The sequence below is a fragment of the Halorubrum xinjiangense genome (assembly GCF_049604745.1).
Classification (GTDB): Archaea; Halobacteriota; Halobacteria; order Halobacteriales; family Haloferacaceae; genus Halorubrum; species Halorubrum xinjiangense_A.
On the sequence record NZ_CP187140.1, the window covers coordinates 738,620 to 762,015 of the forward strand.

Below are 23,396 nucleotides of genomic sequence, written 5' to 3' on the forward strand. Positions count from 1 at the left end.
AAGTTCCTATGTCAGAGCAGAGTGAATACGGAGCCGGCCAAATACAGGTCCTTGAAGGCCTACAGGCCGTCCGTAAGCGACCGGCGATGTACATCGGGTCCACGGACGGTCGGGGGCTCCACCACCTCGTCTACGAGGTCGTCGACAACTCCATCGACGAGGCCCTCGCGGGCCACTGCGAGGAGATCGAGGTGCGGATCCACGACGACGGCTCCGTCTCCGTCAGCGACGACGGGCGCGGCATCCCCGTCGACACCCACGAGGAGTACGACCGACCCGCGCTGGAGGTCATCCTGACCGTCCTTCACGCCGGCGGGAAGTTCGACTCCAAGTCGTACCAGGTCTCCGGCGGCCTCCACGGCGTCGGCGTCAGCGTCGTCAACGCCCTCTCCCAGCGGCTGGAGGTCGAGGTCAAGCGCGACGGCGGCGTCTTCCGCCACCGATTTGCGCAGGGCGAGCCCGCCGAGGACGGCTTCGAGCGCGTCCGCGACATGGACGCCGACGAGTCGACGGGCACGGAGATCCGCTTCTGGCCCGACGAGGAGATCTTCGAGACGACGGAGTTCCAGACGTCGACGCTCGCGAACCGGCTGCGCGAGCTGGCGTTCCTCAACTCCGGCGTCGAGATCCGGCTCGTCGACGACCGCGACGGCACCGAGGAGACGTTCAAGTACGACGGCGGCATCCGCGAGTTCGTCGCGTACCTCAACGAGACGCGCTCCCCGATCCACGAGGAGGTCATCTACTTCGAGGACGAGACCGACGGCGTCCACGTCGAGGTCGCGATGCAGGCGACCGAGGAGCTGCAGGGCTCCGTCCACGCGTTCGCGAACAACATCAACACCCGCGAGGGCGGCACCCACCTCACCGGGTTCAAGACCGCGCTCACGCGGACCGTCAACGACTACGCCAACGAGCACGGGCTCGTCGACGACCTCGACGCCAACCTCAAGGGCGAGGACGTCCGCGAGGGGCTCACGGCGGTCGTCTCCGTGAAACACCCCGACCCGCAGTTCGAGGGGCAGACGAAGACGAAGCTCGGCAACAGCGAGGTCCGCGGCGTCGTCGAGTCCGCGACCCACGAGAAGCTCGGCACCTTCTTCGAGGAGAACCCGGACACCGCGGAGAAGGTCGTCCACAAGGCCGCCGAGGCTGCCCGCGCCCGAAAGGCCGCGAAGAAGGCCGAGGAGCTCACGCGCCGGAAGTCGGCGCTCGAATCGACCGCGCTGCCCGGCAAGCTGGCGGACTGTCAGACCCGCGACCCCACCGAGGCCGAGCTGTTCGTGGTCGAGGGCGACTCCGCGGGCGGCTCGGCCAAGCAGGGCCGCAACCGCGAGAACCAGGCGATTCTTCCACTTAAAGGGAAGATCCTCAACGTCGAGAAACACCGACTCGACCGCATCCTCGAGAACGACGAGATCCGCGCGCTGATCACCGCGATCGGCGCCGGCATCGGCGAGGAGTTCGACATCGACGACGTCCGGTATAACAAGATCATCCTCATGACGGACGCCGACGTCGACGGCGCCCACATTCGGACGCTCCTCTTAACCCTCCTCTACCGCCACATGAAGCCCCTGCTCGAAGCGGGCTACGTGTACGCGGCCCAGCCGCCCCTCTACCGCGTCCGCTACCGCGGCGAGACGTACGACGCGATGACCGAGGAAGAACGCGACCGCATCGTGGAAGAGAAGTGCGACGGCAACCCCACGCAGGTCCAGCGGTTCAAGGGCCTCGGCGAGATGAACCCGGATCAGCTGTGGGACACCACGATGGACCCGGAGAACCGCCGGCTCAAGCGGATCAACATCGACGACGCGGCCGCCGCGGACCGGATGTTCAACGTGCTGATGGGTGACGCGGTCGAGCCGCGCAAGCAGTTCATCAAAGAGCACGCGACCGAGGCGGAGTGGGTGGACATATGAGCTCGGAAAGCCCCGATCCGGACCCGGCAGACGTGCGCGCGGCGCAGGTGACGAACGCCCGCATCGAAGACGAGATGGAGCAGTCGTACATCGACTACGCGATGTCCGTCATCGCGGGGCGGGCGCTCCCGGACGTTCGCGACGGGCTCAAGCCCGTCCACCGCCGCATCCTCTTCGCGATGAACGAGGCGGGCGTGACAAGCAACTCCGCGCACCGGAAGTCCTCCTCCGTCGTCGGCGAGACGATGGGTGACTACCACCCGCACGGCGACAGCGCCATCTACGACACGCTCGCGCGGATGGCGCAGGACTTCTCGATGCGCTACCCGCTCGTCGACGGGCAGGGGAACTTCGGCTCCGTCGACGGCGACCCGCCGGCCGCGATGCGGTACACGGAGGCCCGGATGGCCCCCATCGCCGAGGAGCTCATGGCGGACATCGAGCGCGACACGGTCGACTTCTCCGCCAACTACGACGACCGGCTCGAAGAGCCCGAGGTGTTGCCCGCGGCGTTCCCGAACCTGCTCGTCAACGGCTCCTCCGGCATCGCCGTCGGGATGTCGACGAACATTCCGCCGCACAACCTCGGCGAGGTGATAGACGCCACCGTCGAGCTCATCGAGACCCCCGACGCGACCGTCGAGGACCTGATGAAACACGTCAAGGGGCCCGACTTCCCGACCGGCGCGAACATCGTCGGGCGGAACGCGGTCCACAAGGCGTACAAGACGGGTCGCGGGCGGATCCGCGTCCGTGCGGAGTTCGAGGTCGACGAGGGGGAGGGTCGGATCGTCATAAGCGAGCTCCCCTTCCAGCAGAACAAGTCGCGGCTCGTCGAGCGGGTTGCGGAGGACGTCAACGAGGGCGCCATCGAGGGGATCCGCGACCTCCGCGACGAGTCCGACCGCGACGGGATCCGGATCGTTGTCGAGCTCAAGCGCGACGCGATGGCGGAAGTGGTGAAAAACCAGCTGTTGGAGAGCCACCTCGAACGCACGTTCGGCGTCATCAACCTCGCCTTAGTCGACGGCTCGCCGCAGGTGCTGGACCTCAAACAGACCTTAGAGCACTACGTCGACCACCGCCGCGAGGTCGTGCGCCGGCGCTCCGAACACGAGCTGGCGGAGCGCGAGGACCGCGCGCACATCCTCGAAGGGCGCCTGAAGGCGCTCGACAACGTCGACAGCGTCGTCGAGACGATCCAGGACTCCGACGACCGCGACGCCGCGAAGGCCGCGCTGGAGTCGACGTTCGACTTCACCGAGGCGCAGGCGGCCCACATCGTCCGGATGCAGCTCGGCTCGCTCACGTCGATGGAGACGGCCGAGATCGAAGACGAGTACGAGGATGTAAAAGCGCGGATCGAGCGGCTGGAGACGATCCTCTCGGACCCCGACGAGCTCGACCAGGTGATCGTCGACGAGCTTCAGGCGATCAAAGCCGAGTACGACGACGAGCGCCGCACGAGCTTCATCGAGGACGCGGGCGACGTGACCCACGAGGACCTCATCCCCGAAGAGGAGTGCGTCGTCGTGATGAGCGAGGACGACTACATCAAGCGGATGCCGCTCGACGAGTTCCGCGCGCAGAACCGCGGCGGCAAGGGGATCATCGGCACCGGGCTCAAGGAGGGCGACCGCGTCTCCTCCGTGTTCGCGGCCAACTCCCACGACTACCTCCTCGTGTTCACGAACCGCGGGCAGATCTACGAGCTGAAGACCTACGAGATCCCCGAGATGTCCCGCACGGCCCGCGGGAAGTCCGCGGTCAACCTCCTCGACCTCGACGACGGCGAGGAGATCGAGTCGGTCGTCAACACCGAGGACTTAGACGACGACGAGTTCCTCACGATGGTCACCCGCGACGGCTACATCAAGCGGACCGCCGTCGACGAGTTCGGTAACATCCGGTCGACCGGGATCCGGGCGATCCGGCTGGAGGACGGCGACGAACTCGTCGACGTCGAGGTGACCGACGGCGAGCGCGACATCGTCATCGGGAGCCGGAACGGGATGGCGATCCGGTTCGACGAATCGGACGCCCGCGCGATGGGGCGCACGGCCCGCGGCGTGATCGGCATCGACCTCCGCGAGGGCGACGCCGTCGCGGGCGTCGCCGCCATCGACGCCGACTACCACAACTGGGTGCTCACCGTCACCGAGAACGGGTACGGGAAGCGCTCGGACCTCGACGAGTATCGCCCGCAGTCGCGCAACGGGAAGGGGCTCGTCGACATCAAGACCGGCGACCGCAACGGCGGGGTCGTCGCCATCGAGGCGGTCACCTACGGCGACCACCTCGTCGCGATGAGCGGGGCCGGCCAGATCATGCGGACCCGCGTCGAGGAGATCTCGACGGTGAGCCGCAACACGAAGGGGGTCATCGTGATGAACCTCGACCCCGACGACGAGGTCGCCTCCGTCGACATCGTCCCCGAGTCGGTCTACGCCGCCGCGGACGAGGAAGAGACGGACGACGACGAGACGGACGACGAATAGCGGACCGAGAACCGGTTTTTTCCGCGTTTTCCCGCCCACGGTGTCCGGGCTTGAAGTCCCGCCGCGACGAGCGATCGCCATGGAACGACGCAGACTCCTCGCCGCGAGCACCGGCGCGCTCGCAGCCGCGGCCGCCGGCTGTCTCGGCCTCGGTGAGTCCGACCCCGGCCGACTGGACCTGACGGTCCGCAACGACGGCGACGACCCCGTCGACGTGGACGTGACTGTTGCGGGAGACGACGGGACGACGTACGAAGAGGAATCCGACCGGGTCGACGCGGGCGTCGCTCGCGCGTTCGAGGTCACCGTCGGCGCCAGCGGGCGCCACGAGGTCACGGTGACGGGTGCCGACTGGGAGGGTCGGCTCGCGTGGGACGCGGAGACCTGCGCGGTGTACGACGGGCAGGTCGCGGTCGACGGCGAGACCGTCGAGGTTGCGGGCGAGTGCGTCGACCCGCGGTAGGTTCTTCAGGAAAGTTACTTACTGTCGCCGCGAAAACCCCCGGACGAGATGGACGAGTACGAGGGGATAGACGAGGTCGTACACGCGCCGAGCGAGGCGTTCGCCGAGTCGACGAACGTCGCCGCGTTCATGCGCGAGTACGGGATCGACGACTACGAGGCGCTCATCGAGCGCACCACCTCGGAGGTCGCCGGCGAGCCCGAATCGGGCGTCGACTGGTTCTGGGACGAGATCGTCGACTACCTCGACATCGACTTCTACACCGACTACGACACGGTCCGAGACGACACGGAGGGGCCGCAGTTCTCCGACTGGTACCCCGGCGGCGAGGTCAACGTCGCGCACAACGTCGTCGACCGCCACGCCGCGGTCGACTCGCCGAACCGGAACCGCGTCGCGCTGATCTGGGAGGGCGAACCCGGCGACGTCCGCGAGATCACCTTCCACGAGCTCCGGCGACAGAGCGACCGCGTCGCGAACTACCTGACTGAGGCGGGCGTCGAGACCGGCGACACCGTCGGCCTCTACATGCCGATGGTGCCCGAGGTCGTCGCGATCCTCTACGGCTGCCTGAAGGTCGGCGCGATCGCGGTGCCGATCTTCTCCGGCTTCGGCCGCGAGGCGACCGCGACCCGGATCGACGACGCGGAGCCCTCGGTGCTTTTCACCGGCGACGGGTTCTACCGGCGGGGCGACGAGGTCCGCCTGAAGGCGACCGCGGACGAGGCGATCGCGGACGCGGGACAGGTCGAGGAGGTGGTCGTGTACGACCGGCTCGGGGCGACGCCCGCGAGCGACGGCGACGACGCGGGCCGCGAAGCCGACGACGCCGACCCCGTCCCGTGGGACGACGAGCGCGACCGGACGTGGGACGAGGCGGTCGGCTCCCAGTCCGCGACGTACGAGACGAAACATCTCCCGAGCGACCAGGAATCTATGCTGTTGTACTCCTCGGGGACGACCGGGACGCCGAAGGGGATCGTCCACACCCACGCGGGCGTCCTCACCCAGTGCGCGAAGGAGATCCACTTCGGCTTCGACCAGAAGCCCGCGGACCGGTTCTTCTGGGTCTCCGACATCGGCTGGATGATGGGCCCGTGGACGCTGATCGGCAACCACGCGTTCGGCGGGACGGTGGTGATGTACGAGGGCGCGCCCGACCACCCCGAGCCGGACCGCTTCTGGGAGATGATCGACCGGCACGGAATCACGCAGTTCGGCATCTCGCCGACCGCGATCCGTGCGCTCCGCAAGCACGGGGATGAGTGGGTCGAGGACCACGACCTCTCCTCGCTCCGGATTCTGGGGTCGACGGGCGAGCCGTGGGACCCCGAGTCGTGGCGCTGGTTCTACGACGCGGTCGGCGGCGGCGACTGCCCCATCGTCAACATCTCGGGCGGGACGGAGATCTGCGGCTGCTTCCTGATGCCGATGCCGAACCAGCCCCTGAAGCCCTGTACGCTCGGCGGCCCGGGGCTCGGGATGGACATCGACATCGTCGACGAGACCGGCGAGTCGGTGGAGGAGTCGGGGCGGCGCGGTTACCTCGTCGCGCGCGACTCCTGTCCCTCGATGACGAAGTCGCTGTGGTCGGGCGACGAGCGCTACCTCGAGGAGTACTGGTCGACGTGGGACGACCTGTGGGACCACGGCGACTTCGCGCAGAAGGACGAAGACGGCTTCTGGTTCCTCCACGGCCGCGCCGACGACGCGCTCAACGTCGCGGGTCGGAAGGTCGGCCCGGCCGAAATCGAGGGCGTCCTCATCGACCACGACGCCGTCAACCAGGCGGCGGCGGTGGGCGTCCCCGACGACACCACCGGCACCGCGGTCGTCGCGTACGTCGTCCTCGAACCGGGCGTCGACCCGAGCGACGACCTCCGCGAGGAGCTACGGGCGCTGGTCGGCGACGAGCACGGGAAGCCGTTCCGGCCGCGAGAGCTGCTGTTCGTCGACGCGTTCCCGAAAACGCAGTCGGGGAAGATCATCCGGCGCGCGATCGAGTCGGTGTACAACGACGAGGACCCCGGCGACCTCTCGTCGATGGAGAACCCGGAGGCGCTGGAGGCGCTGCGCGACCCGGCCTGACCGAAGCGACTTCCGGTCGGACTGTTCCGCTCCTCAAGCGGTCGCGTCCGCCACCGCCTCCTCGACAGCGTCGTAGTCCGGCTCCTGCCCGGCGTTGTCCGCGAGCCACCGGTACGTCACGGTCCCGTCCGTGTCGATCACGAAGACGGCGCGCTGTGCGACCGTCTCGACGCCGTAGTGTTCGAAGTCCTCGATCACATCGTACGCCTCGATCGCACGGTGGTCGGGGTCGCCGACCAAGGCGAACGGCAGGTCGTACTGCGTCCGGTACGCCCCGAGCGCGTGCGGAAGGTCGGTGCTCACGCCGAACAGCGTACAGTCGTCGCGGTCGAATCCGTCGCGCAGCGCCTCCATCTCGTCGGTACAGGTGTTCGAGAACGCGGCGGGGAAGAAGGCGAGCACGACCGGTTCCTCGCCGATGTGGTCAGCAAGTTCGAACGGTTCGATGTCGCCGTCTACGAGCGATCCGGTGAAGTCGGGGGCGTCGTCGCCGACGTCTGGCATATCAGACATCTCGTCGGCCGCGGGTATCACGGTTTCGACGGCGGAACCCGGCCGGAGTCCCGACTTCCCCGACCCGTATCAACGGCGGGCAGCCCGCTCGGCGTTCGGGGGGAGAATCAAGTGCGCCACCGACGAACGCCCGTTCATGTCCGGCCCTCCACACCGCCCGACCCGCCGAGAGACGGCACTGCTTGCGGCGACCGCCTCCCTGACGGCGCTGTCCGGGTGTCTCACCGGTGACTCCGGAGACGACGCCCGAGCGGAGACGGCGCTTCAGCTCGACGAGGCGTCACCCGTGGGCGTTTCGAACGAGTTCAGCACGCCGATCGGCGCCGTCAGCCACGCGGGACGGACTGCCGTCCGGACCGCGGTCGATGGCGACGAGGCGACGGTCGAGGGATACTACGCGCCGGGCGTCTCGGCGCCGTACGTCGTCACCGATTCGCCCGAGTACTACCGGATCGAAACCGAGGCTCTCCGCTCCGTCGAGGCGCCCGGTTACGACTATACGGTCGAGGTTGATTCCGTCGACTCGTTCCTCCTCGGTCCCCCATCGAGCGTGCCGTTTGCCGACCTCCCGGAGCACGACCGGGACACCGTTCGCGACGCAATCGGGGACGCGTCGCTGATCCACGCGCCCCACTACCCGCCGTTCGAGGCCACGTTCGCGTACGCGTCCGCCGAGCGGCGAGAGCGCTCCCTGTTCGTGCCGGAGAACGACGGGCAGCGGGTCGAGTGGGACGGCGAACTGCTCCGGTTCGCGTTCGAGGGGGAACGGTCGGTCGACGTCGCGACGGTCGCCGTCCGCGCCGACCGCGTCGCCTCGTCGCAGCACGAGTTCCGTCGGGCCGTCGGCAAGGAGCGGGGCCGGTCGATCGACGATCCGACCGCGGACCAGCGAGCGATCCTCGACGCGGCCGTCGATTCGGAGTACGCCGAGTCCCCGCCACACTCGGAGGCGTTCGCGACGGTCCTCGACGCGCTCTCGGCTGACGGGGAGGTTGTCCCCCTCGTCCGCTACGACGGGAGCTGGTACTTCACGCATCTTTCCCGGCCGGACTGACTCGGGCGGCCCGCGCGTCGGATCGGACGAGGCAAAAAGACTATAATCGACACAGGGCTACTGCGAGACAGAGATGGTAAGTGCGACACCACTAATCGGCGGCATTCCGGCGGGGCCGGAGCTCCTCATCATCCTGCTCGTGTTGGTCCTGCTGTTCGGGGCGAACAAGATCCCGAAGCTCGCTCGGTCGACCGGCCAGGCGATGGGAGAGTTCAAGAAGGGCCGCGAACAGGTCGAAGAGGAACTGAAAGACATGCAAGACGGCGAGAAGGCGGACTCGACGCTCGACGACGAGGACGACGACCTCGACGAGCTCGAGACCGAGACCGAGACCAACAAGGAAACCAGCTCGTAAGCCGGCCCCCTCCGCCGACCGATTCCCGCCGTTCCGTTTTCTCCACACGTTCTGGGCGCGTGGCCTAGCGGACAGGGCGAGAGGTTCCTAACCTCTCGATCGCGGGTTCGAATCCCGTCGCGCCCGTTCCTTCGCTTCGCTCAGTCACGGGCGCGACTAGCTCCACGCTCGCTCACTGCGTTCGCTCGCGTGGATCCCGCCGCGCCCTTTTAGTATATTTAAATGACGTTCGCCGTAGCCGTGTGGATATTTAAATGACGTTCGCCGAAATCGACTTTCCGAACGCTTCTCAGTCCGACTCCTCCCCCAGCCGCCGGAACGAACGCGAGGCGAGCGCGACCGATCCGACCGCGATAGCGAGGGTTGCGGCCGCCAGCCCGGGTCCGGGCTCGTACAACAGCGGCGGGTGGTAGCCGAACCCGTAGTCGAGGACGACATTCGCGACGCCGAGCGCGAGCGCCGTCGCGAGCGCCCCGCGCGTCGTGCGCCCGAACGCGGGGAACAGCAGCGCGAGCCCCACGAACAGCAGGTGCGTGCCGATCACGCCCCAGTAGTAGATCCAGGCGTCGGGCGCGGCGACGTACTCGCCGAACGCGAGGTTGAGCGAGACCAGCGGCCAGACCCCGAACTGGACCAGCCAGACGAACGCGAGCGTGTGGAGGTACGCCAACGGCCGCGACGCCGGGGCAGCCGCGGTGAGGTCGCCGCCGCGTCGCACGGTCGGTACGAGGGTCGCGAGGACGATGCCGCCGAGCGCGACGGCGACCGCCGAGTCCGCGTACAGCGGCCAGAGCGCGACCGGCACCTCGCCCGCGGTCGGCGCGTAGTACCCGATCCCCACCGCGAGCATGAACGCGGTGAACGCGAAGACGACGGCGAGGCTCCGCGGCGTCCCGAGCAGCTCCTCGGCGATCGCCGCCCGGACCCGCCGCCTGACCGCCGGTCGGCGGAGTCGTCGAAGCCGTCGGAGTCGCTCGGCGCGTGACACGGACGACGATCGGTTCGCGGGGGATTAAAATCCGCCCGTCGCAGACGATTATCAATCGCGGTGTTTTGCGAGACACCTTTTTCAACGGACGCGCCGTTCCCCCGACTATGGCCAACGAGGACGCCGAGCGGTCCGCCCCCCGATCCGATCCAGAGGGCGATCGATCGGCGTCCGACGCAGCGGAGCCCGAGGCGGACGCGGCGGACCCCGGCCCAGAGGCGGACGCGGCCGGAACGGACACAGACACTGCGGAGGCGGATGCGGTGGAGGAAGACACGGCGGACGCGGATACGACCGAACCGGACGCGGATACGACCGAACCGGACGCGGATGCGACCGAACCGGAAGCGACTGATCCGGACACGGCGGGGGCGGAGTCGGGAGACCAAGACGAGACGGACGATTCCGACGCCGGTGCGTCCGACCTCTCGGAACCCGACAAGCGGGACGAAACGAGCGACGGCGCGCCGGTCGTCACCGATCGGTACACCTGGCGGTCGCTGCTCGCAGAGCGAGGACGCGAGGACGCCGCGGAGCAGGTGTACGCCGACGTGCCGGACGCACCGGTCGTCCCGGCGGACGCCGTCGCGTTCCACCTGCCGAACGGCGCGGGCGAGGTCGTCCGCGCCCGGGGCGTCGACGCGCCCTTCGAGGCTGACGGCGAGACGGACGTGCCCGGCCACGGGACCCCGGAGCGGGGGACGCCCGTGGCCGGCCCCGACGCCGTCGTCCTCGATGGTGCCGCCGTCGTGCCGACCGGCGAGCGCGTGGCGGCGGCCGCGACACCCGAATCCGCCGAGAAGGACGAGCGCGAGGATGAGTCCGCTGAGGAGGAGTACCCCGGAAAGGACGCCGACACCGAGGCCACCGACGACGCTCCGGAGGACGAGGCGGGATCCGACGCGGACGAGACAGATTCGGACGAAGAGGCCACCGGCGCGGAATCCGGCGCGGACGAGGGCGAAAAGTCGCGTTCGGATACAGACGAGGAACACGACCCCGACGAGACCGAGCGCGTCCACACCACCCCCGAGACGGTCTTCGACAGTCCGGTCGGGCGCGGCGGCGTCTCCGGTGTCGTCGTCGCCTCCGGGGACAGCGTCGAGTCGGTGCCGTCGCGCGCGCCGACCCCGGAGGACTGGGACCGAGTCGACTTCGACCCGGCGACGCTCCTCGGATTCGACCCGGGCGAGACCGACTATCGATTCCGCGCGGCCGCCGCGGTCGGCGACGTACTCTGGGACCTGTGCGCCGCCCGCTACGACCCCTACTCCGTTCCGGTGTTGAAGGGGTACTACACGTGGGATAACTACCGCGAGGAGTTCTTCCTCGACGAGGACGGGAACCCGCCGACCGAGGAGAACGAAGAGGGTGAGGCGGTCCCGATCGAGTTCACCCACGAGGACAAGACCGAGGCGCTCGGCTTCGACCCGGACCGCACCGAGGAGCTGCTCGGGGCGGGCGGGAGCGCCGCGGCCGACCTCGCCGACCTCGTCGACGAGCGGACCGTGGACGTCAACCCTGATATCGACGAGGACGCGTTCTTCTCGACCGACGAGGGCCACACCACGCTGACGAACCGGTACGACCTAGAGAAGGCGGTGCCGATGCAAAAGAAGACGCACTTCCAGGAGGAGGAGCGCTACTGGGTGAACAAGCCGTACGCGTTCGTCATCGTCTTCCGGTCGCGGAAGGAGAACGAGGCGAAGTACTACGCCGTCCAGCCGTACCGGACGGAGATCGAGGCGGACCTCACCGAGTTCCTCACCGGGAAGCTCCGCACGTCGATCAAGTACGCCGACGAGTCGATTGCGGGCGGCGACGAGGCGTTCCGCGAGGAGGTGATCGTCGAGGAGACGCGCACGCTGCTCGACCGCTACGGGCTCTACGAGGACGAGGGCGACGAGCGCGGCATCGCGGACACGCTGGTCGACCGGTTCGGGATCGACCCGACCGAGGGGATCGCCGGGCGGATCGCGGAGTCGCTGGGCTACGAGCCCCCGATGGAAGCGCCCACGGACCGGCCGAAGATCAGCGCCCGTCCGGAGCCCGCGGTGCTCGCCGAGGACTCCCGAACCCTGTCGGCCCACCAGGTCGAGAAGCTGCTGTACTACCTCAAGCGGGACTTCATCGGCTACGAGCGGATCGACCCGATCAAGTACGACATCAACGTCGAGGATATCTCCTGTGACGGGTACAACTCCCCCGTCTTCGTCTACCACTCCGAGTACGAGCAGATCATCACCAACGTCTACCACGGCACCGACGAGCTCGACGACTTCGTCGTGAAGCTCGCCCAGCGCTCCGGGAAGGGGATCTCGAAGCGCCGGCCGCAGGTGGACGCCACCCTCCCCGACGGCTCGCGCGCCCAGCTCACGCTCGGCCGCGAGGTGTCCGACCACGGGACCAACTACACGATTCGGCAGTTCAACGACGTCCCCTTCACCCCGATCGACCTGATCAACTGGAAGACGTTCTCGCTCGACGAGATGGCCTTTTTGTGGCTCTCGATCGAGAACCACAAGAGCCTGATCTTCGCGGGCGGGACCGCCTCCGGGAAGACGACGAGCCTGAACGCCGTCTCCCTCTTTATCCCCTCGAACGCGAAGATCGTCTCCATCGAGGACACCCGCGAAGTGGAGCTCCCCCAGCGCAACTGGATCGCCTCCGTCACGCGCCCCTCCTTCTCCGACGACGACAAAGGCGACATCGACGAGTTCGACCTGCTGGAGGCCGCGCTCCGTCAGCGCCCGGACTACATCGTGATGGGCGAGATCCGCGGCGAGGAGGGCCGGACCGCCTTCCAGGTGATGTCCACCGGCCACACCACCTACACCACGTTCCACGCCGACTCCGTCGGCGAGGTGCTCAAGCGGTTCACCACCGACCCGATCAACGTCTCGAAGACGATGTTCACGGCGCTGGATCTGGTCTCCATCCAGACCTCCACCCGCGTTCAGGGGAAGAAGGTGCGCCGGAACAAGTCGATCACCGAGATCAACCACTACGACGCGGAGAACGACGAGATCAACGTCCAGGACGTGTTCCAATGGCAGGCGGAGACGGACGAGTTCCTCCAGATGGGCGACTCGAACACCCTCGAGGACATCATGTTCGACCGCGGGTGGAGCCGGGCGACCCTCGACGAGGAGCTGCGCAAGCGCCGGGTCGTGTTGGCGTACCTCATCGACCGCGGGCTCAACAGCTACGCGCAGGTGGCGGCGACGTTCCAGGCGTTCATCAACGACCCGGAAACGGTGCTCGCGCTGATGGCCAACGAGGAGCTGGAGCGCTCGCTGGAGGACCTCCGGGAGATGGAGTCGGTGCTGATCAACGTCGACCGCGAGAAGGAGGAGCTGGTCCCCCGGCCGAATCCGGACGCGGACGGCGAAGCGGAGGCCGCGGAGATACTCGACGCCGCCGATGACATCTTCGAGACGTACCGCGGCGAGGTGCCCGACTCGGTCGCCGACGCCCTCTTAGAGATGAATCACGCGGGCGACGTCGAGGCCCGGCCGACGAGCGACCGCGAGGCGCTCGCCGAGACGGCTCGGGAGGCCGAGGCGGCCTACGCGGACCCGGCCGGTCCGGAACCGGCGCCGAGCGCGACGGACTCGAACGACCCGGACGACCCGGACGACCCGGACGAGCCGCGCAGGGACGCGGAGGGTTCGGGCCCCTCGGGACCCCCGTCGCCGGACCCTGCGCACGGCGACTTCGAAGGGGTCTCCGAGGCAGCCGGCGACGGCTCCGGCGACCCGAACCAGATCGACTTCGGGGAGCCGTTCGACGAGGGGGTCGACGTGCTCTCGTCGCCCCCGGAGCCGACCGAGGGGGACGCGGACACCGAGCGGGACGCGGACACCGAGCGGGACGCGGACACCGAACGGGATGCGGACACAGCCCCTGACGCGGACCCAGACGTGAGCGTGGGGTTCAGCGCCGCGGAACCCGTCCCAGAGGACCCCTCCGGCGCACCAGCCACCGAGGAGACAGACGGAGACGGCAGAGAGTCTGCGGAGGAAGCGGACGAGAGCGACGACACCGAAGCGGAGAGCGAGCCCGACGACGCCGAAGACAAGAGCGGCGACGGCCTCGACGACGGATCGGCCGACGACATCGACGACTGGGGGTTCGACGCCGTCGAGCCCGCGGAGGACGGGTAATCTCATGCCCGTCGTGAGGGCTGCGCCGTGAGCCTCGACGTGGACGCGGGCGACGGCGGCATGGACGCGAACGTCCTCGCGGAGCTGTGTTACCCGGTGTTCGAGCTGCTGTTCGACCCCGAGGGAGACTTCGTTGCGGACGTCGAGCGCAAGCTGGCGGAGGCGCGGATGCCGGACCAGGTCGAGATGTACGTCTCGCTGGCGCTGGCGGTCGGCCTGCTCGTCGGCGGGTCGCTGTGGGCGCTCGGCACGCTGATCGGCTACGGAGTGTTCTCGCTCGGGCTGATCGACCCGTCGTCGCTCTCGCTGGGCATGCCGGCGCCGACGCCCGCGATCCGGGAGCTGCTCCGCTCGCTCGTCGTGCCGACGGCGGTGCTTCTCAGCGGGCTGATCTTCGGCTCGATCGGATTCGCGATCGGGTTCGGCGGCCTCGTCGCGGTCCCGTACTCACGAGCCTCCGCACGGAAGCGGGAGATCAACCTCCTGCTCGCGGACTCGGTGTCGTTCATGTACGCGCTCTCCGTCGGCGGGCTCAACCAGCTCGAGATCCTGCGCGCGATGGCGACCGCCGAGGACACCTACGGCGAAGTGTCCCGCGAGTTCCAGAGCATCGTCAACGAGACGGAGTACTTCGGCACGGACTACCGGAACGCGATCCGCCAGCAGTCGATGGAGACCCCTTCAGACGAGCTCTCGCAGTTCCTCGCCGACATGCTCTCGATCGTCAACTCCGGCGGCGACATGGAGAGCTTCCTGAAGGACAAAAAGGAGAAACACCTCCGCACGTCGAAACAGGAGCGCGAGATGACGCTGGAGACGCTTGAGCTGTTCGGCGAGATGTACATGACGCTCTCCTTGTTCCCGCTGCTGCTCATCATCATCCTCGTCATCATGGGGATGATGGGCGAGGCCGACGACCGGCTGCTGTACGCGACCGTCTACGTCCTCATCCCCCTGGTCGGCGCCGGCTTCCTCGTGCTGGTCTCGACGGTGAAACAGGACGAGCCCGGCGATGGCTACCTCCAGCCGGACGGCGGGAGCGAGCGGCTCCGACAAACGAGCCAGGAGGGACTCTTCCACTTCGGGCTCGTGGAGGCGTTCGTCGGGACCTTCTCCGTCTTCGACCGCATCCGCGACCGCGAGGGGACCCACAAGACGAAGGAGATCCTCGCCGCGCCGCACCTCTTCCTCCGCGAGAACCCGCTGTACACCCTCGCGTTGACCGTACCCGCGGCGCTCGCGCTCGTCGTCGTCGCGGCCGGGGCCGGGTCGGCGCCGACGACGTTCGACGGGTGGGTCGCCCGGCCGGTGTGGTCGGCGTTCGTCTGGCTCTACGTCCCCGTCTACGTCGTGTTGATCCCGCTCGGGTTCTTCTACGAGTGGCACCAGCGCTCGCGCCGGGCGGTGACCGGGAAGCTCTCGGAGACGCTCCGGAAGCTCTCCTCCGCGAACGACACCGGACAGACGCTGCTGGAGTCCGTCCAGACGGTCTCGGAGACGTCGACCGGGAAGCTCGCCGAGGAGTTCGAGGTGATCCACGCGAAGGTGAACTACGGGATGAGCCTGCGGGACGCCCTCGTGGAGTTCAACAACTCGTACGCGGTGCCCCGGCTCGCGCGGACGGTGAAGCTGATCACCGAGGCGCAGGAGGCCTCCTCGCAGATCACGGACGTGTTGACGACCGCCGCGCAGGCCTCCGAGAACCAGGACGACATCGAGCGCGAGCGGAAGTCGCGGACACGGATGCAGGTCGCGATCATCGTGATGACGTACATCACGCTGCTCGGTGTGATGGCCATCCTCCAGACGCAGTTTATCGACGTGATGGGCGACTTGGTCTCTCAGAGCGACGGGGGCGGCGGGGCGGGCTTCGGCGGCGGCGGAGGCGGCGTCGACCCTGACGTCCTCTCGATGCTGTTCTTCCACGCGGTGACGATCCAGGCGATCCTCTCGGGATTCATCAGCGGCTACATCCGCGACGCGGAGCTGATCTCCGGCGTGAAGTTCGCGGTGATCCTGATGACGCTGGCGCTGGGGGTGTGGATCTATGTCGGATGACCGCGGCCAGACCGTCCTCGACTTCGTCGTGGGGATGTCGGTGTTCCTCGTCGCGGTCGGGTTCACTTTCGCGTTCGTCCCGTCGCTGTTGGAGCCGTACGCCGTCGGCGAGGGGGCGACGGTCATCGTCGCCGAGCGCGGCGCGGCGCGGCTGGCGGAGTCGTCGCTCGCCGGCGCCGGGTCGACGGCGACGCTGTCGCACGCCTGTACGTTCGCGTTCTTCGACCGGACGGATCCGGAGACAGCGAGCGACGACTCGGACTGCGCCTGGACGGCGAACGCCGACGACCTCCACGCCGAACTCGGCATCGCCGACCGTCGCGGACTCAACCTCACCGTAACGCAGCACGGGACCATCGCGTCGCTCGACTCGGACGGGACCGCCGTCGCGATGCGCGCCGGCCCCGCGCCGCCAAGCAGCACGAGCGTCTCGTCGGCGAGCCGCATCGTCACCATCGACGACCCCGGAGACAGGGAGCCGCCGGAGACCTACCGGCTCACGCTGCGGGTGTGGTGAGATGTTCGTCGAACACCTCCCCGACGACCGTGGGCAGGCGCACACCCTCGAGGCGTTCACGGCGGCGCTGCTCTTAGTCACCGGCCTCATCTTCGCGACGCAGGCGACGGCCGTCACGCCGCTGTCGGCGAGCACGTCGAACCAGCACGTCGAGAACCAGGCCGAAATCGCCGCGGGGGACCTCCTAGCGACGACCGAGGCGAGCGGGAACCTCCGGGCGGCGCTGCTACACTATGATAACGGGAGCTTCGTCGGCGCGACCGACGGGGCCGGCTACGCGGGGATCCCGCCGGCGTCGCACCCGCTCCACGATCCGCTGACGGAGGCGTTCGGGGACCGCCAGATCGCGTTCGACATCGACGTCTACTACCCGGACGACAGCAGCGACGGGACGAGCGACGTCGCGATGGTGGACATGGGGTCGCCGAGCGACAACGCGGCGACCGCGAGCACGCGCGTGACGCTGTACGGCGACGACCGGTTCGGGGACGACGACCAGCACGTCCTCGCCGAGGACGGCCCCGGCAGGGGGTACTTCGCCGACCCGGCTGACGGGGACGGGGAAATCCTGTACACGGTCGTGGAGGTGCGCATCACCGCATGGCAGATGTGAGCATCTCCAGTCCCATCGGCCGCGAGCCCGCCGACCGCGACGAGGACCGAGCACAGATCATCCTGATCACGGGGCTGACGCTCGCGGTCCTCTTCGTCGCGGTCGTCCTCCTGTTGAACACCGTCATCTACACGGAGAACCTCGCGACCCGCGGCGCCGACGCGGGCGGCGCGGAGGCGATCGAATTCCGCGACGGCGTCACCGAGGACCTCGCCGAAATCTTACACCGCGAACACCGGAACGCGAGCGACGGCAACGTCTTCACCGACTTCAACGAGAGCGCGAAGACCTACGCCCGGACGGTCGCCGACCTCAGAGCGCGAGACGGGGTGATCGCCGACGTTCGGGTGAGGGGAGACACCGTCAAGGACGGCTACTTCATCGCGCAAAACGAGACCGAGAGCGGCTTCCGGAACATGACGGCGCCGGACTCGAACGCCGTGGACTGGACCGTCGCGGGCAACGCGACCTTGACGCGGAACTACCGGCTGACGGTCGATTCCACCTCCCTGTCGGAGTCGACGAGCGGCGCGTTCACCGTCGTGGCCGACGGGACGACCGGGGGCACCAACGAGACGTGGTCGGCGACGCTGTCGAATTCGACCGGCGGCAATCTCACCGTGACGGTGGAGAACGCGACTGGGACGACCGCCGAGACGTTCGCGCCGCGTCCGGACGGGAACCACACGGTCGATTTCACCGCCGGCACGGTCAACGGCGAGCCGTTCGACGCGCTCGTCTGGGCCGAAGCGGTCCAGACCGAGAGCGAACCGTACAGTATCCGCTACGAGAACGGCGACGCGGCGGAGGGGACGTACCACCTCGTCGTCGACGACCGCGACGGTGGGGCTGACCCCGACCGGTCCTCCCGGCCGTACGTCACCGAGGCGGTGTACAGCGTTAAGGTCGAGATCGGTCACCGGACGCCGGAGCTGACCTACGGCGACGTGATTCGGCTCGCGCCGGGTGAGCGCGATGCGTGACCGCTCAGGCGGGTCGGACCGCGCCGTGTCGGTCACCGTCGGGTACGTGATGACGCTCGCGATCTCGACGCTGCTGCTCTCGGGGCTGTTCGTCGCGGGCGGCTCGTTCGTCGAGTCGGAGCGCGAGCGCGCGGCGCAGGGGGAGCTCACCGTCGTCGGCGAGCGGCTCGCGGCCGACCTGGGCACCGTCGATAGGCTCGTCGCCAACACGGCGTCACGGGACGAGCTCACCGTCGACCGGTCCCTGACGCTTCCCGACAGGGTGTCCGGGACCGGGTATCGGATCCGCGTGACCGCGGGCGAGACCGGGGGCACGATCGCACTGGAGAGCGACGGGACCGACGCGACCGTTGAGATCCCGTTCCGCACGAGCGAGGGCGTCGCGGTCGAAAACGCGACCGTCGACGGCGGGAGCCTCCGGATCCGGTGGGACCCGGACGGCGGGGACGACGGAGCCGGCGCCGTGGTGGTGAGCGAGCCATGACGGGCTCCAACCGCGGGTCGGCGTTTTCTACCGACGACCGCGGCGTCAGCGAGACGGTCGGGTTCGTGCTGGTGTTCGCGCTGATCACGACGACCATCGCGGTCACGTTCACCGTCGGGCTCGGAGGGTTAGAGGACGCCCAGCTCGCCGAGCGCGACAACAACGTCGAGCGCGCGTTCGACGTCCTCCACGACAACTTCAACGACCTCAGCCGGGACGGCGTGCCGAGCCGCGCGACCGAGCTTCGGCTCGGCGGCGGCGAGCTGGCGTTCCACGACGAGTCCGAGTTCCGGCTCAACGGGACGGGATTCGAGTCACAGGTTATCGAGGGGGGATCCCTCACGTACCGCGGCGCCGGCGACACCCGGATCGTCTACGAGAACGGTGCGGTGTTCCGGATGGACGGCGACAACGGCGTGATGATCAGGGAGCCCGACCTGCTGATCGGCGAGACGGTCGTCTACTCGCTGTACGGACTCAACGGTCCCGCAGAACCGGTGAGCGGCGATCGGACGGTCCTCGTTGTTGGCGAGCGCACGGACCGAGAGGTCGCGGCCGACGACCGGACCGCCGCCGAGAACGTCACGCTCGACATCAACTCCACGCAGGCGGTCGTCTGGGAGCGGTACTACCGCGACCTCGCGGCAGAACACGAGCAGATATCCGTGACGACGGACGGCTCCGCGGACCTTACGGTGACGTTCGCGGCCGACCACTACGGCCGGTTCGTCGTCCACCGGACCGTCGCGCGGGTCGTGTTCTCGGACTGAGTTGCGAGCGATCACGGATCCGGACGACAGCCGGGCTCAGTCGGACTCGACCACCACGCTGTGCGTGGAGACGTGTAGGTGGCTCACGACGGGGACCGACCTGCCGTCGAATGGCTGATTATCTCGCAGCGCCTCGTCGTAGTGAAGCATCAGTCTAGCCTCGTTGAACTCGAACTTGTCCGCCGTGAACGACCCCTTGAACGTCATCGACCCGTCGAGAGTCATCTTGCTCTCCGGCACGTACAACACCCCGGTAAAGTGGATGCGACCGTCGTCACCGTTGATATCTACCGGTTCGTCGCCGGCGTAGAGCCAGAGCTTCTCCGTCCGATCGTCATCCGCCGTGACGGCCGCGCCCTCGTCGAGGGTGACTCCGCCGAAAGCGAATATCTCGAGCTGCGTGTCCTCCGCGGTCGTTATCGACGCCGTTTCGCTCTCCGTCTCGTCGCCCCGGACGGTGATCGGTCCGTTGACGTGGAGATTCACGCGGTCGCCACCCTTCGCCCGGACCGTACTCGTCCCGTTAACGACCATCTCCCGGTCCACCAGCACGTCGATGTCTCCGCCGTGGGTGTCGAACACGAGCGAGCCGCCGTCTGCGACGTCGAGGTTGCCGTCGATCTTGAGTGTTGCTCCGCTCTCGACGGTAAGCGTGTTCCCGTCGGGGACGACTAGATCGCCGGTGAATTCCGTGTCTTCGGTCACGCGCTCGGTCCCGCCGTCGAACGCGAAGGCGTCCGTCTCACGCTCCGTATCGCGGTCTCGCATCTCGTCGATCTGCTGTCTGATAGCTCCGGAGACGGGACTCAGGCTGACGAAATCGACGTTAGTCCGAGTCTCTCCGCTCACGTTTACCTTCTTTTCGAACTGTCCGGACGGGAAATCGTCCGCCCCCATGAGCAGATCTCCGCGTATTCGGATCTCCTCTAGCTTGCCGATCCCGCCCTCACCCTTCCCGAACCCGCCGTTGGTCCGGAATATCGCATTGTCGTCGACGGTATCCGGACCGTACACACCGGACCTGGAGTCGTAGCTGTCGGCTTCGAGCCGCCTGAGTCCGCCCGCGGCGATGTCTGCGCCTCCGACTGCCGAGGCACTCGTGGTGAGCGTCGGGTGAACGGTCTCGGTCTGGAGCTTGACCTCGACCACGTCTGTCGACAGTTGCGTGACGTTCGCCTCGGTTCTGGACTCGAAGAACCGCCCCCACGCCTCGGCGTATTCGCTCTCGACGGTGATGGTAACGTTTCCGCCGAGGAGCGGGTTCGAGACGTTCTCCGACCCGAACAGTCCCTCGGGCCGTTCGCCGCTCTCGCTGATTGTGACCGAGTCGGAGAGGTCTCCCTCGCCGGCGACCGTCACCAGCGGAAGGGTCAGCGTATCGCCCCGGTAGTGGAACTCCGGCGGCGAGACCATCCGCGCGCCGTCCGCGTTCGCTCGCCAGACGCCGCCGCCTTGGTAGGCGATCTCGTCCTCGCCGCGCTCGTAGATGATCGCTCCCAGAGTGGTCTCGTTGGTGTAAGTCCCGTTCTCGGTCTCGACCTCGATCCGCATCGTTCCCGCCCCCTCGTCGACGCGGAAGTCGGCGCCCTGACCGACGTCCATCTGTACACGCTGCGAGGGCGACCCGCCGTGCGCGACGAGGCTCGCCTTGGAGTCCACCTGCGTCATCGCCCCCTCGACGCGCTGGATGTCCGCGGTCCGCTGGGAGTCGTCGAGCGCGGTCGCGCCGAGCGCGACGGTGGTGCCGACGACCGCGACCGTCAGCCCCAACAGGAGCACGGTGCCGAGCACCTCGCTCTGGGCGCGCTCGGCGGTCGCTCCGCGCTCACCTCCGTTCATACGGACCCGTAGGTCGGGCCCGCTGATAAACGTGGACACCCGCGTATCAGTCGCGATAGCCCTACTCGAGGAGGACTTCTCCCCATCGGAGCGACCGGACGGCGGCTCCCGCGGACCGGGGATATATCTCGCCGGCGCCCCTCCGGCCACCCGTGACCGAGCGACTCTACCTCGCGGACGACACGATGACGGCGTTCGAGGCGACGGTCGAACGCGTCCTCTCGGATCCGGACCGCGTCGTCCTCGACCGGACCCACTTCTACCCGACCGGCGGCGGCCAGCCGCACGACACCGGAACGATCCGGGTCGCCGACGACGACGGAGACGCCCGTTGGCGCGTCGTCGACGTCGAGATGCGAGACACGGTGTATCACGAGATCGAACCGGTCGACGGGGCGGACGGCGAGAACGGCGAGACTGGCGGTCCGGACGAATCGCCTGCGCTCCCGGAGCCGGGCACCGAAGTCGCCTGCGAGGTCGACGCCGACCGCCGCGCGGCGCACTCGCGGTACCACACCGCACAGCACCTGCTGTCGGCGCTGCTGCTCGACGAGTTCGACGCGCGGACGACGGGCAACCAGCTGTACGCCGACCGCGCGCGCCTCGACGCCGAGTACGACCGGTTCACCGACGACGATCTCGACCGGATCGAGGCTCGGATCAACGAGCTTGTCGCCGACGGCCGGCCCGTGTCGAGCTACACGATGGACCGAGAGACCGCGGAGGCGACGCTGGACACCTACCGAACGCGGATCGACCTTCTGCCCGACTCGATCGAGGAGCTCCGGATCGTCGAAATCGCGGGCGCGGACGACGCGGACGAGCCGTACGACCGCACCGCCTGCGCCGGGACCCACGTCGCGAACACCGCCGACATCGGCGAGGTCGTCGTCACCGGCCGGGAGACGAAGGGCCCCGAGGAGGAGCGCGTTCGGTTCGCGCTCGCCGAACACGTCGACGCGGACTGACGGCCGCGTCGGCGCCCCGAGCGCGCGTCCGCTCCTCGCCCGCGATCCCGCCGTTTAAATACGATCCGCGGTAGGTTCGGGCATGAAGTTCTGCGACGAGTGCGGATCCATGATGAAATCCGGCGAGGGCGAAGACCACTGGGTGTGCGACGCCTGCGGCTACGAGATCGGCCGCGACGACGGCGACGACGAGTGGACGACCCAGTCGCAGGTCGAGTCCGAGATCGTCGACGTGAGCGACGCGGAGGACAAGGGGCTCCCGACGACGACGGCCCAGTGTCCCGAGTGCGACAACGACCGGGCGTACTGGTACATGCAACAGATCCGCTCGGCCGACGAGTCCGAGACCCGCTTTTTTGTCTGTACCGAGTGCGAGCACAAGTGGCGCGAAGACGACCACTGACCGCGTTTTCGGCCGTCCCGACTCCCCTTTCGCCGTCGGTCTACCCCCGCTTTCGGCGCCAGTCTAACTCCGCTTTCGGCGCCAGTCTAACTCCGCTTTCGGCGCCCGTCTGACTCCACTCTCGCCGCCCGTCCGTTTTATTCCCGTCCAGGGAGATGCGCGCCCATGGAGCCGCCCGTCGTCCCCCGCGACCGTCTCGACGGCTGGACGCTCGTCGCCGAGACGACGGAGCGCCCCTTCGAGGCCGGCCCGGTCTCGGTGACGGCGGGCACGGCGCGCTACGAGCGCGAGACCCCGCCGCCGCGGCCGTTCTTCTTTGCGAGTCGACTCCGGATCTCGCCGGACACCGGGCCGAATCCCGCTCTGACCCGACTCGTCGAGTCGCGGGCCCGCGAGGGATTCCGCGACCGCCTCGCCGACCGAGACATCTTCGACCTCTCGCGCCGCGACGAGCGACGCCTCGACGTCGACGACCCGGCCGCGTCGCGCGCGACGCTCACCGTGTTTCACGGCCGCTGTGCGGTCGACGGTGAACGGGTTCCGGTCGAAGCCCTGCTCGCGGTGTGGGAGGCCGGCGAGTACCTGCTCGCGGGCGGCGCCTACCCGATCGGCGAGGGCTTCGAGGCGACGAGACAGGACGTGTTGGCGATGGTGCGCTGCGTTCGGCCGCCGGACGTGGAGGGAGACGCCGTCGAGCGCTCGGAATGACCG

The 23,396-nt window shown here is 68.2% G+C and carries 19 protein-coding genes and 1 tRNA gene; 17 read left to right on the plus strand and 3 right to left on the minus strand.

Features of this window, described 5'->3' with window-relative positions; all coding sequences use genetic code 11:
- The first annotated feature begins 8 nt into the window (after positions 1 to 8).
- The 4 genes from gyrB to ACOZ35_RS04715 all read left to right on the plus strand — a co-directional run bounded on the left by gyrB (position 9) and on the right by ACOZ35_RS04715 (position 6,974).
- A complete protein-coding gene (gene gyrB, locus ACOZ35_RS04700; RefSeq protein ID WP_424015293.1) occupies positions 9 to 1,925 on the plus strand; it encodes a DNA topoisomerase (ATP-hydrolyzing) subunit B in 1,917 nt (638 codons plus the stop codon).
- Positions 1,922 to 4,423 (plus strand): DNA gyrase subunit A, encoded by a 2,502-nt coding sequence (gyrA, locus tag ACOZ35_RS04705; protein ID WP_424015294.1) that lies wholly within the window; start codon positions 1,922 to 1,924, stop codon positions 4,421 to 4,423. The genes gyrB and gyrA overlap by 4 nt, the downstream gene beginning before the upstream one ends.
- A 79-nt stretch (positions 4,424 to 4,502) precedes the next feature.
- Positions 4,503 to 4,886, plus strand: coding sequence for a hypothetical protein (locus ACOZ35_RS04710; RefSeq protein WP_424015295.1), 384 nt, complete (start codon positions 4,503 to 4,505; stop codon positions 4,884 to 4,886).
- 48 nt (positions 4,887 to 4,934) lie between these two features.
- The gene (locus ACOZ35_RS04715) at positions 4,935 to 6,974 is read left to right on the plus strand and encodes an AMP-binding protein (RefSeq protein WP_424015296.1); all 2,040 of its coding nucleotides are present in this window, start codon (positions 4,935 to 4,937) and stop codon (positions 6,972 to 6,974) included.
- 33 nt (positions 6,975 to 7,007) lie between these two features.
- On the opposite strand, the gene ACOZ35_RS04720 is transcribed toward ACOZ35_RS04715, so the two are convergent.
- Entirely contained in the window at positions 7,008 to 7,478 is a 471-nt protein-coding gene (locus ACOZ35_RS04720) for a redoxin domain-containing protein (RefSeq protein ID WP_424015297.1), read from the minus strand.
- 145 nt (positions 7,479 to 7,623) lie between these two features.
- On the opposite strand from ACOZ35_RS04720, the gene ACOZ35_RS04725 reads away from it, so the two are divergent.
- The 3 genes from ACOZ35_RS04725 to ACOZ35_RS04735 all read left to right on the plus strand — a co-directional run bounded on the left by ACOZ35_RS04725 (position 7,624) and on the right by ACOZ35_RS04735 (position 9,022).
- Positions 7,624 to 8,541 (plus strand): hypothetical protein, encoded by a 918-nt coding sequence (locus ACOZ35_RS04725; protein WP_424015298.1) that lies wholly within the window; start codon positions 7,624 to 7,626, stop codon positions 8,539 to 8,541.
- A 73-nt stretch (positions 8,542 to 8,614) separates the two neighbouring features.
- Positions 8,615 to 8,896 carry a Sec-independent protein translocase subunit TatA/TatB gene (locus ACOZ35_RS04730; RefSeq protein ID WP_424015299.1) on the plus strand — a complete coding sequence of 94 codons (282 nt, stop codon included), beginning with the start codon at positions 8,615 to 8,617 and terminating at the stop codon, positions 8,894 to 8,896.
- Between the two features lie 53 nt (positions 8,897 to 8,949).
- Positions 8,950 to 9,022 (plus strand) — tRNA-Arg (locus ACOZ35_RS04735).
- A 163-nt stretch (positions 9,023 to 9,185) separates the two neighbouring features.
- On the opposite strand, the gene ACOZ35_RS04740 is transcribed toward ACOZ35_RS04735, so the two are convergent.
- Complete coding sequence (locus ACOZ35_RS04740) at positions 9,186 to 9,884, minus strand: DUF1405 domain-containing protein (RefSeq protein WP_424015300.1); 699 nt, start codon at positions 9,882 to 9,884, stop codon at positions 9,186 to 9,188.
- A gap of 107 nt (positions 9,885 to 9,991) precedes the next feature.
- On the opposite strand from ACOZ35_RS04740, the gene ACOZ35_RS04745 reads away from it, so the two are divergent.
- The 7 genes from ACOZ35_RS04745 to ACOZ35_RS04775 are packed head-to-tail and all read left to right on the plus strand — an operon-like array spanning position 9,992 to position 19,475.
- Positions 9,992 to 14,050 (plus strand): ATPase, T2SS/T4P/T4SS family, encoded by a 4,059-nt coding sequence (locus ACOZ35_RS04745; RefSeq protein ID WP_424015301.1) that lies wholly within the window; start codon positions 9,992 to 9,994, stop codon positions 14,048 to 14,050.
- A gap of 27 nt (positions 14,051 to 14,077) precedes the next feature.
- Entirely contained in the window at positions 14,078 to 16,108 is a 2,031-nt protein-coding gene (locus ACOZ35_RS04750) for a type II secretion system F family protein (protein ID WP_424015302.1), read from the plus strand.
- Positions 16,098 to 16,625, plus strand: a complete 528-nt coding sequence (locus ACOZ35_RS04755) for a DUF7287 family protein (RefSeq protein ID WP_424015303.1) — start codon at positions 16,098 to 16,100, stop codon at positions 16,623 to 16,625. Before ACOZ35_RS04750 ends, ACOZ35_RS04755 begins: the two co-directional genes overlap by 11 nt.
- Before the next feature lies 1 nt (position 16,626).
- Positions 16,627 to 17,238: a DUF7288 family protein gene (locus tag ACOZ35_RS04760; protein ID WP_424015304.1), complete on the plus strand. Its 612-nt coding sequence runs from the start codon at positions 16,627 to 16,629 to the stop codon at positions 17,236 to 17,238.
- A complete protein-coding gene (locus ACOZ35_RS04765; protein ID WP_424016032.1) occupies positions 17,235 to 18,221 on the plus strand; it encodes a DUF7261 family protein in 987 nt (328 codons plus the stop codon). The genes ACOZ35_RS04760 and ACOZ35_RS04765 overlap by 4 nt, the downstream gene beginning before the upstream one ends.
- Entirely contained in the window at positions 18,214 to 18,705 is a 492-nt protein-coding gene (locus ACOZ35_RS04770) for a DUF7266 family protein (protein WP_424015305.1), read from the plus strand. Before ACOZ35_RS04765 ends, ACOZ35_RS04770 begins: the two co-directional genes overlap by 8 nt.
- The gene (locus tag ACOZ35_RS04775; RefSeq protein WP_424015306.1) at positions 18,702 to 19,475 is read left to right on the plus strand and encodes a DUF7289 family protein; all 774 of its coding nucleotides are present in this window, start codon (positions 18,702 to 18,704) and stop codon (positions 19,473 to 19,475) included. Before ACOZ35_RS04770 ends, ACOZ35_RS04775 begins: the two co-directional genes overlap by 4 nt.
- A 36-nt stretch (positions 19,476 to 19,511) precedes the next feature.
- Here the strand turns inward: ACOZ35_RS04775 and ACOZ35_RS04780 are convergent, their stop codons facing one another.
- Positions 19,512 to 21,314, minus strand: a complete 1,803-nt coding sequence (locus tag ACOZ35_RS04780; protein ID WP_424015307.1) for a DUF7289 family protein — start codon at positions 21,312 to 21,314, stop codon at positions 19,512 to 19,514.
- A 152-nt stretch (positions 21,315 to 21,466) separates the two neighbouring features.
- On the opposite strand from ACOZ35_RS04780, the gene ACOZ35_RS04785 reads away from it, so the two are divergent.
- The 3 genes from ACOZ35_RS04785 (at position 21,467) to ACOZ35_RS04795 (ending at position 23,393) form a co-directional block, all read left to right on the plus strand.
- Positions 21,467 to 22,282: an alanyl-tRNA editing protein gene (locus tag ACOZ35_RS04785; RefSeq protein WP_424015308.1), complete on the plus strand. Its 816-nt coding sequence runs from the start codon at positions 21,467 to 21,469 to the stop codon at positions 22,280 to 22,282.
- 82 nt (positions 22,283 to 22,364) lie between these two features.
- On the plus strand, positions 22,365 to 22,685 hold the full coding sequence (locus ACOZ35_RS04790; RefSeq protein WP_004595707.1) for a transcription factor S: 321 nt from the start codon (positions 22,365 to 22,367) through the stop codon (positions 22,683 to 22,685).
- Positions 22,686 to 22,850: 165 nt separating this feature from the next.
- Positions 22,851 to 23,393, plus strand: coding sequence for a hypothetical protein (locus ACOZ35_RS04795; protein ID WP_424015309.1), 543 nt, complete (start codon positions 22,851 to 22,853; stop codon positions 23,391 to 23,393).
- The last annotated feature ends 3 nt before the right edge of the window (positions 23,394 to 23,396 follow it).

Bases quoted from the DNA above. Each gene is read 5' to 3' on its own strand.
- ACOZ35_RS04710 (WP_424015295.1), top strand. From the start codon at position 4,503: ATGGAACGACGCAGACTCCTCGCCGCGAGCACCGGCGCGCTCGCAGCC.
- ACOZ35_RS04725 (WP_424015298.1), top strand. From the start codon at position 7,624: ATGTCCGGCCCTCCACACCGCCCGACCCGCCGAGAGACGGCACTGCTT.
- ACOZ35_RS04730 (WP_424015299.1), top strand. From the start codon at position 8,615: ATGGTAAGTGCGACACCACTAATCGGCGGCATTCCGGCGGGGCCGGAG.
- ACOZ35_RS04770 (WP_424015305.1), top strand. From the start codon at position 18,214: ATGCGTGACCGCTCAGGCGGGTCGGACCGCGCCGTGTCGGTCACCGTC.
- ACOZ35_RS04745 (WP_424015301.1), top strand. From the start codon at position 9,992: ATGGCCAACGAGGACGCCGAGCGGTCCGCCCCCCGATCCGATCCAGAG.
- ACOZ35_RS04760 (WP_424015304.1), top strand. From the start codon at position 16,627: ATGTTCGTCGAACACCTCCCCGACGACCGTGGGCAGGCGCACACCCTC.
- ACOZ35_RS04780 (WP_424015307.1), bottom strand. From the start codon at position 21,314: ATGAACGGAGGTGAGCGCGGAGCGACCGCCGAGCGCGCCCAGAGCGAG.
- ACOZ35_RS04775 (WP_424015306.1), top strand. From the start codon at position 18,702: ATGACGGGCTCCAACCGCGGGTCGGCGTTTTCTACCGACGACCGCGGC.
- ACOZ35_RS04795 (WP_424015309.1), top strand. From the start codon at position 22,851: ATGGAGCCGCCCGTCGTCCCCCGCGACCGTCTCGACGGCTGGACGCTC.
- ACOZ35_RS04715 (WP_424015296.1), top strand. From the start codon at position 4,935: ATGGACGAGTACGAGGGGATAGACGAGGTCGTACACGCGCCGAGCGAG.
- gyrA (WP_424015294.1), top strand. From the start codon at position 1,922: ATGAGCTCGGAAAGCCCCGATCCGGACCCGGCAGACGTGCGCGCGGCG.
- ACOZ35_RS04720 (WP_424015297.1), bottom strand. From the start codon at position 7,478: ATGCCAGACGTCGGCGACGACGCCCCCGACTTCACCGGATCGCTCGTA.
- gyrB (WP_424015293.1), top strand. From the start codon at position 9: ATGTCAGAGCAGAGTGAATACGGAGCCGGCCAAATACAGGTCCTTGAA.
- ACOZ35_RS04790 (WP_004595707.1), top strand. From the start codon at position 22,365: ATGAAGTTCTGCGACGAGTGCGGATCCATGATGAAATCCGGCGAGGGC.
- ACOZ35_RS04755 (WP_424015303.1), top strand. From the start codon at position 16,098: ATGTCGGATGACCGCGGCCAGACCGTCCTCGACTTCGTCGTGGGGATG.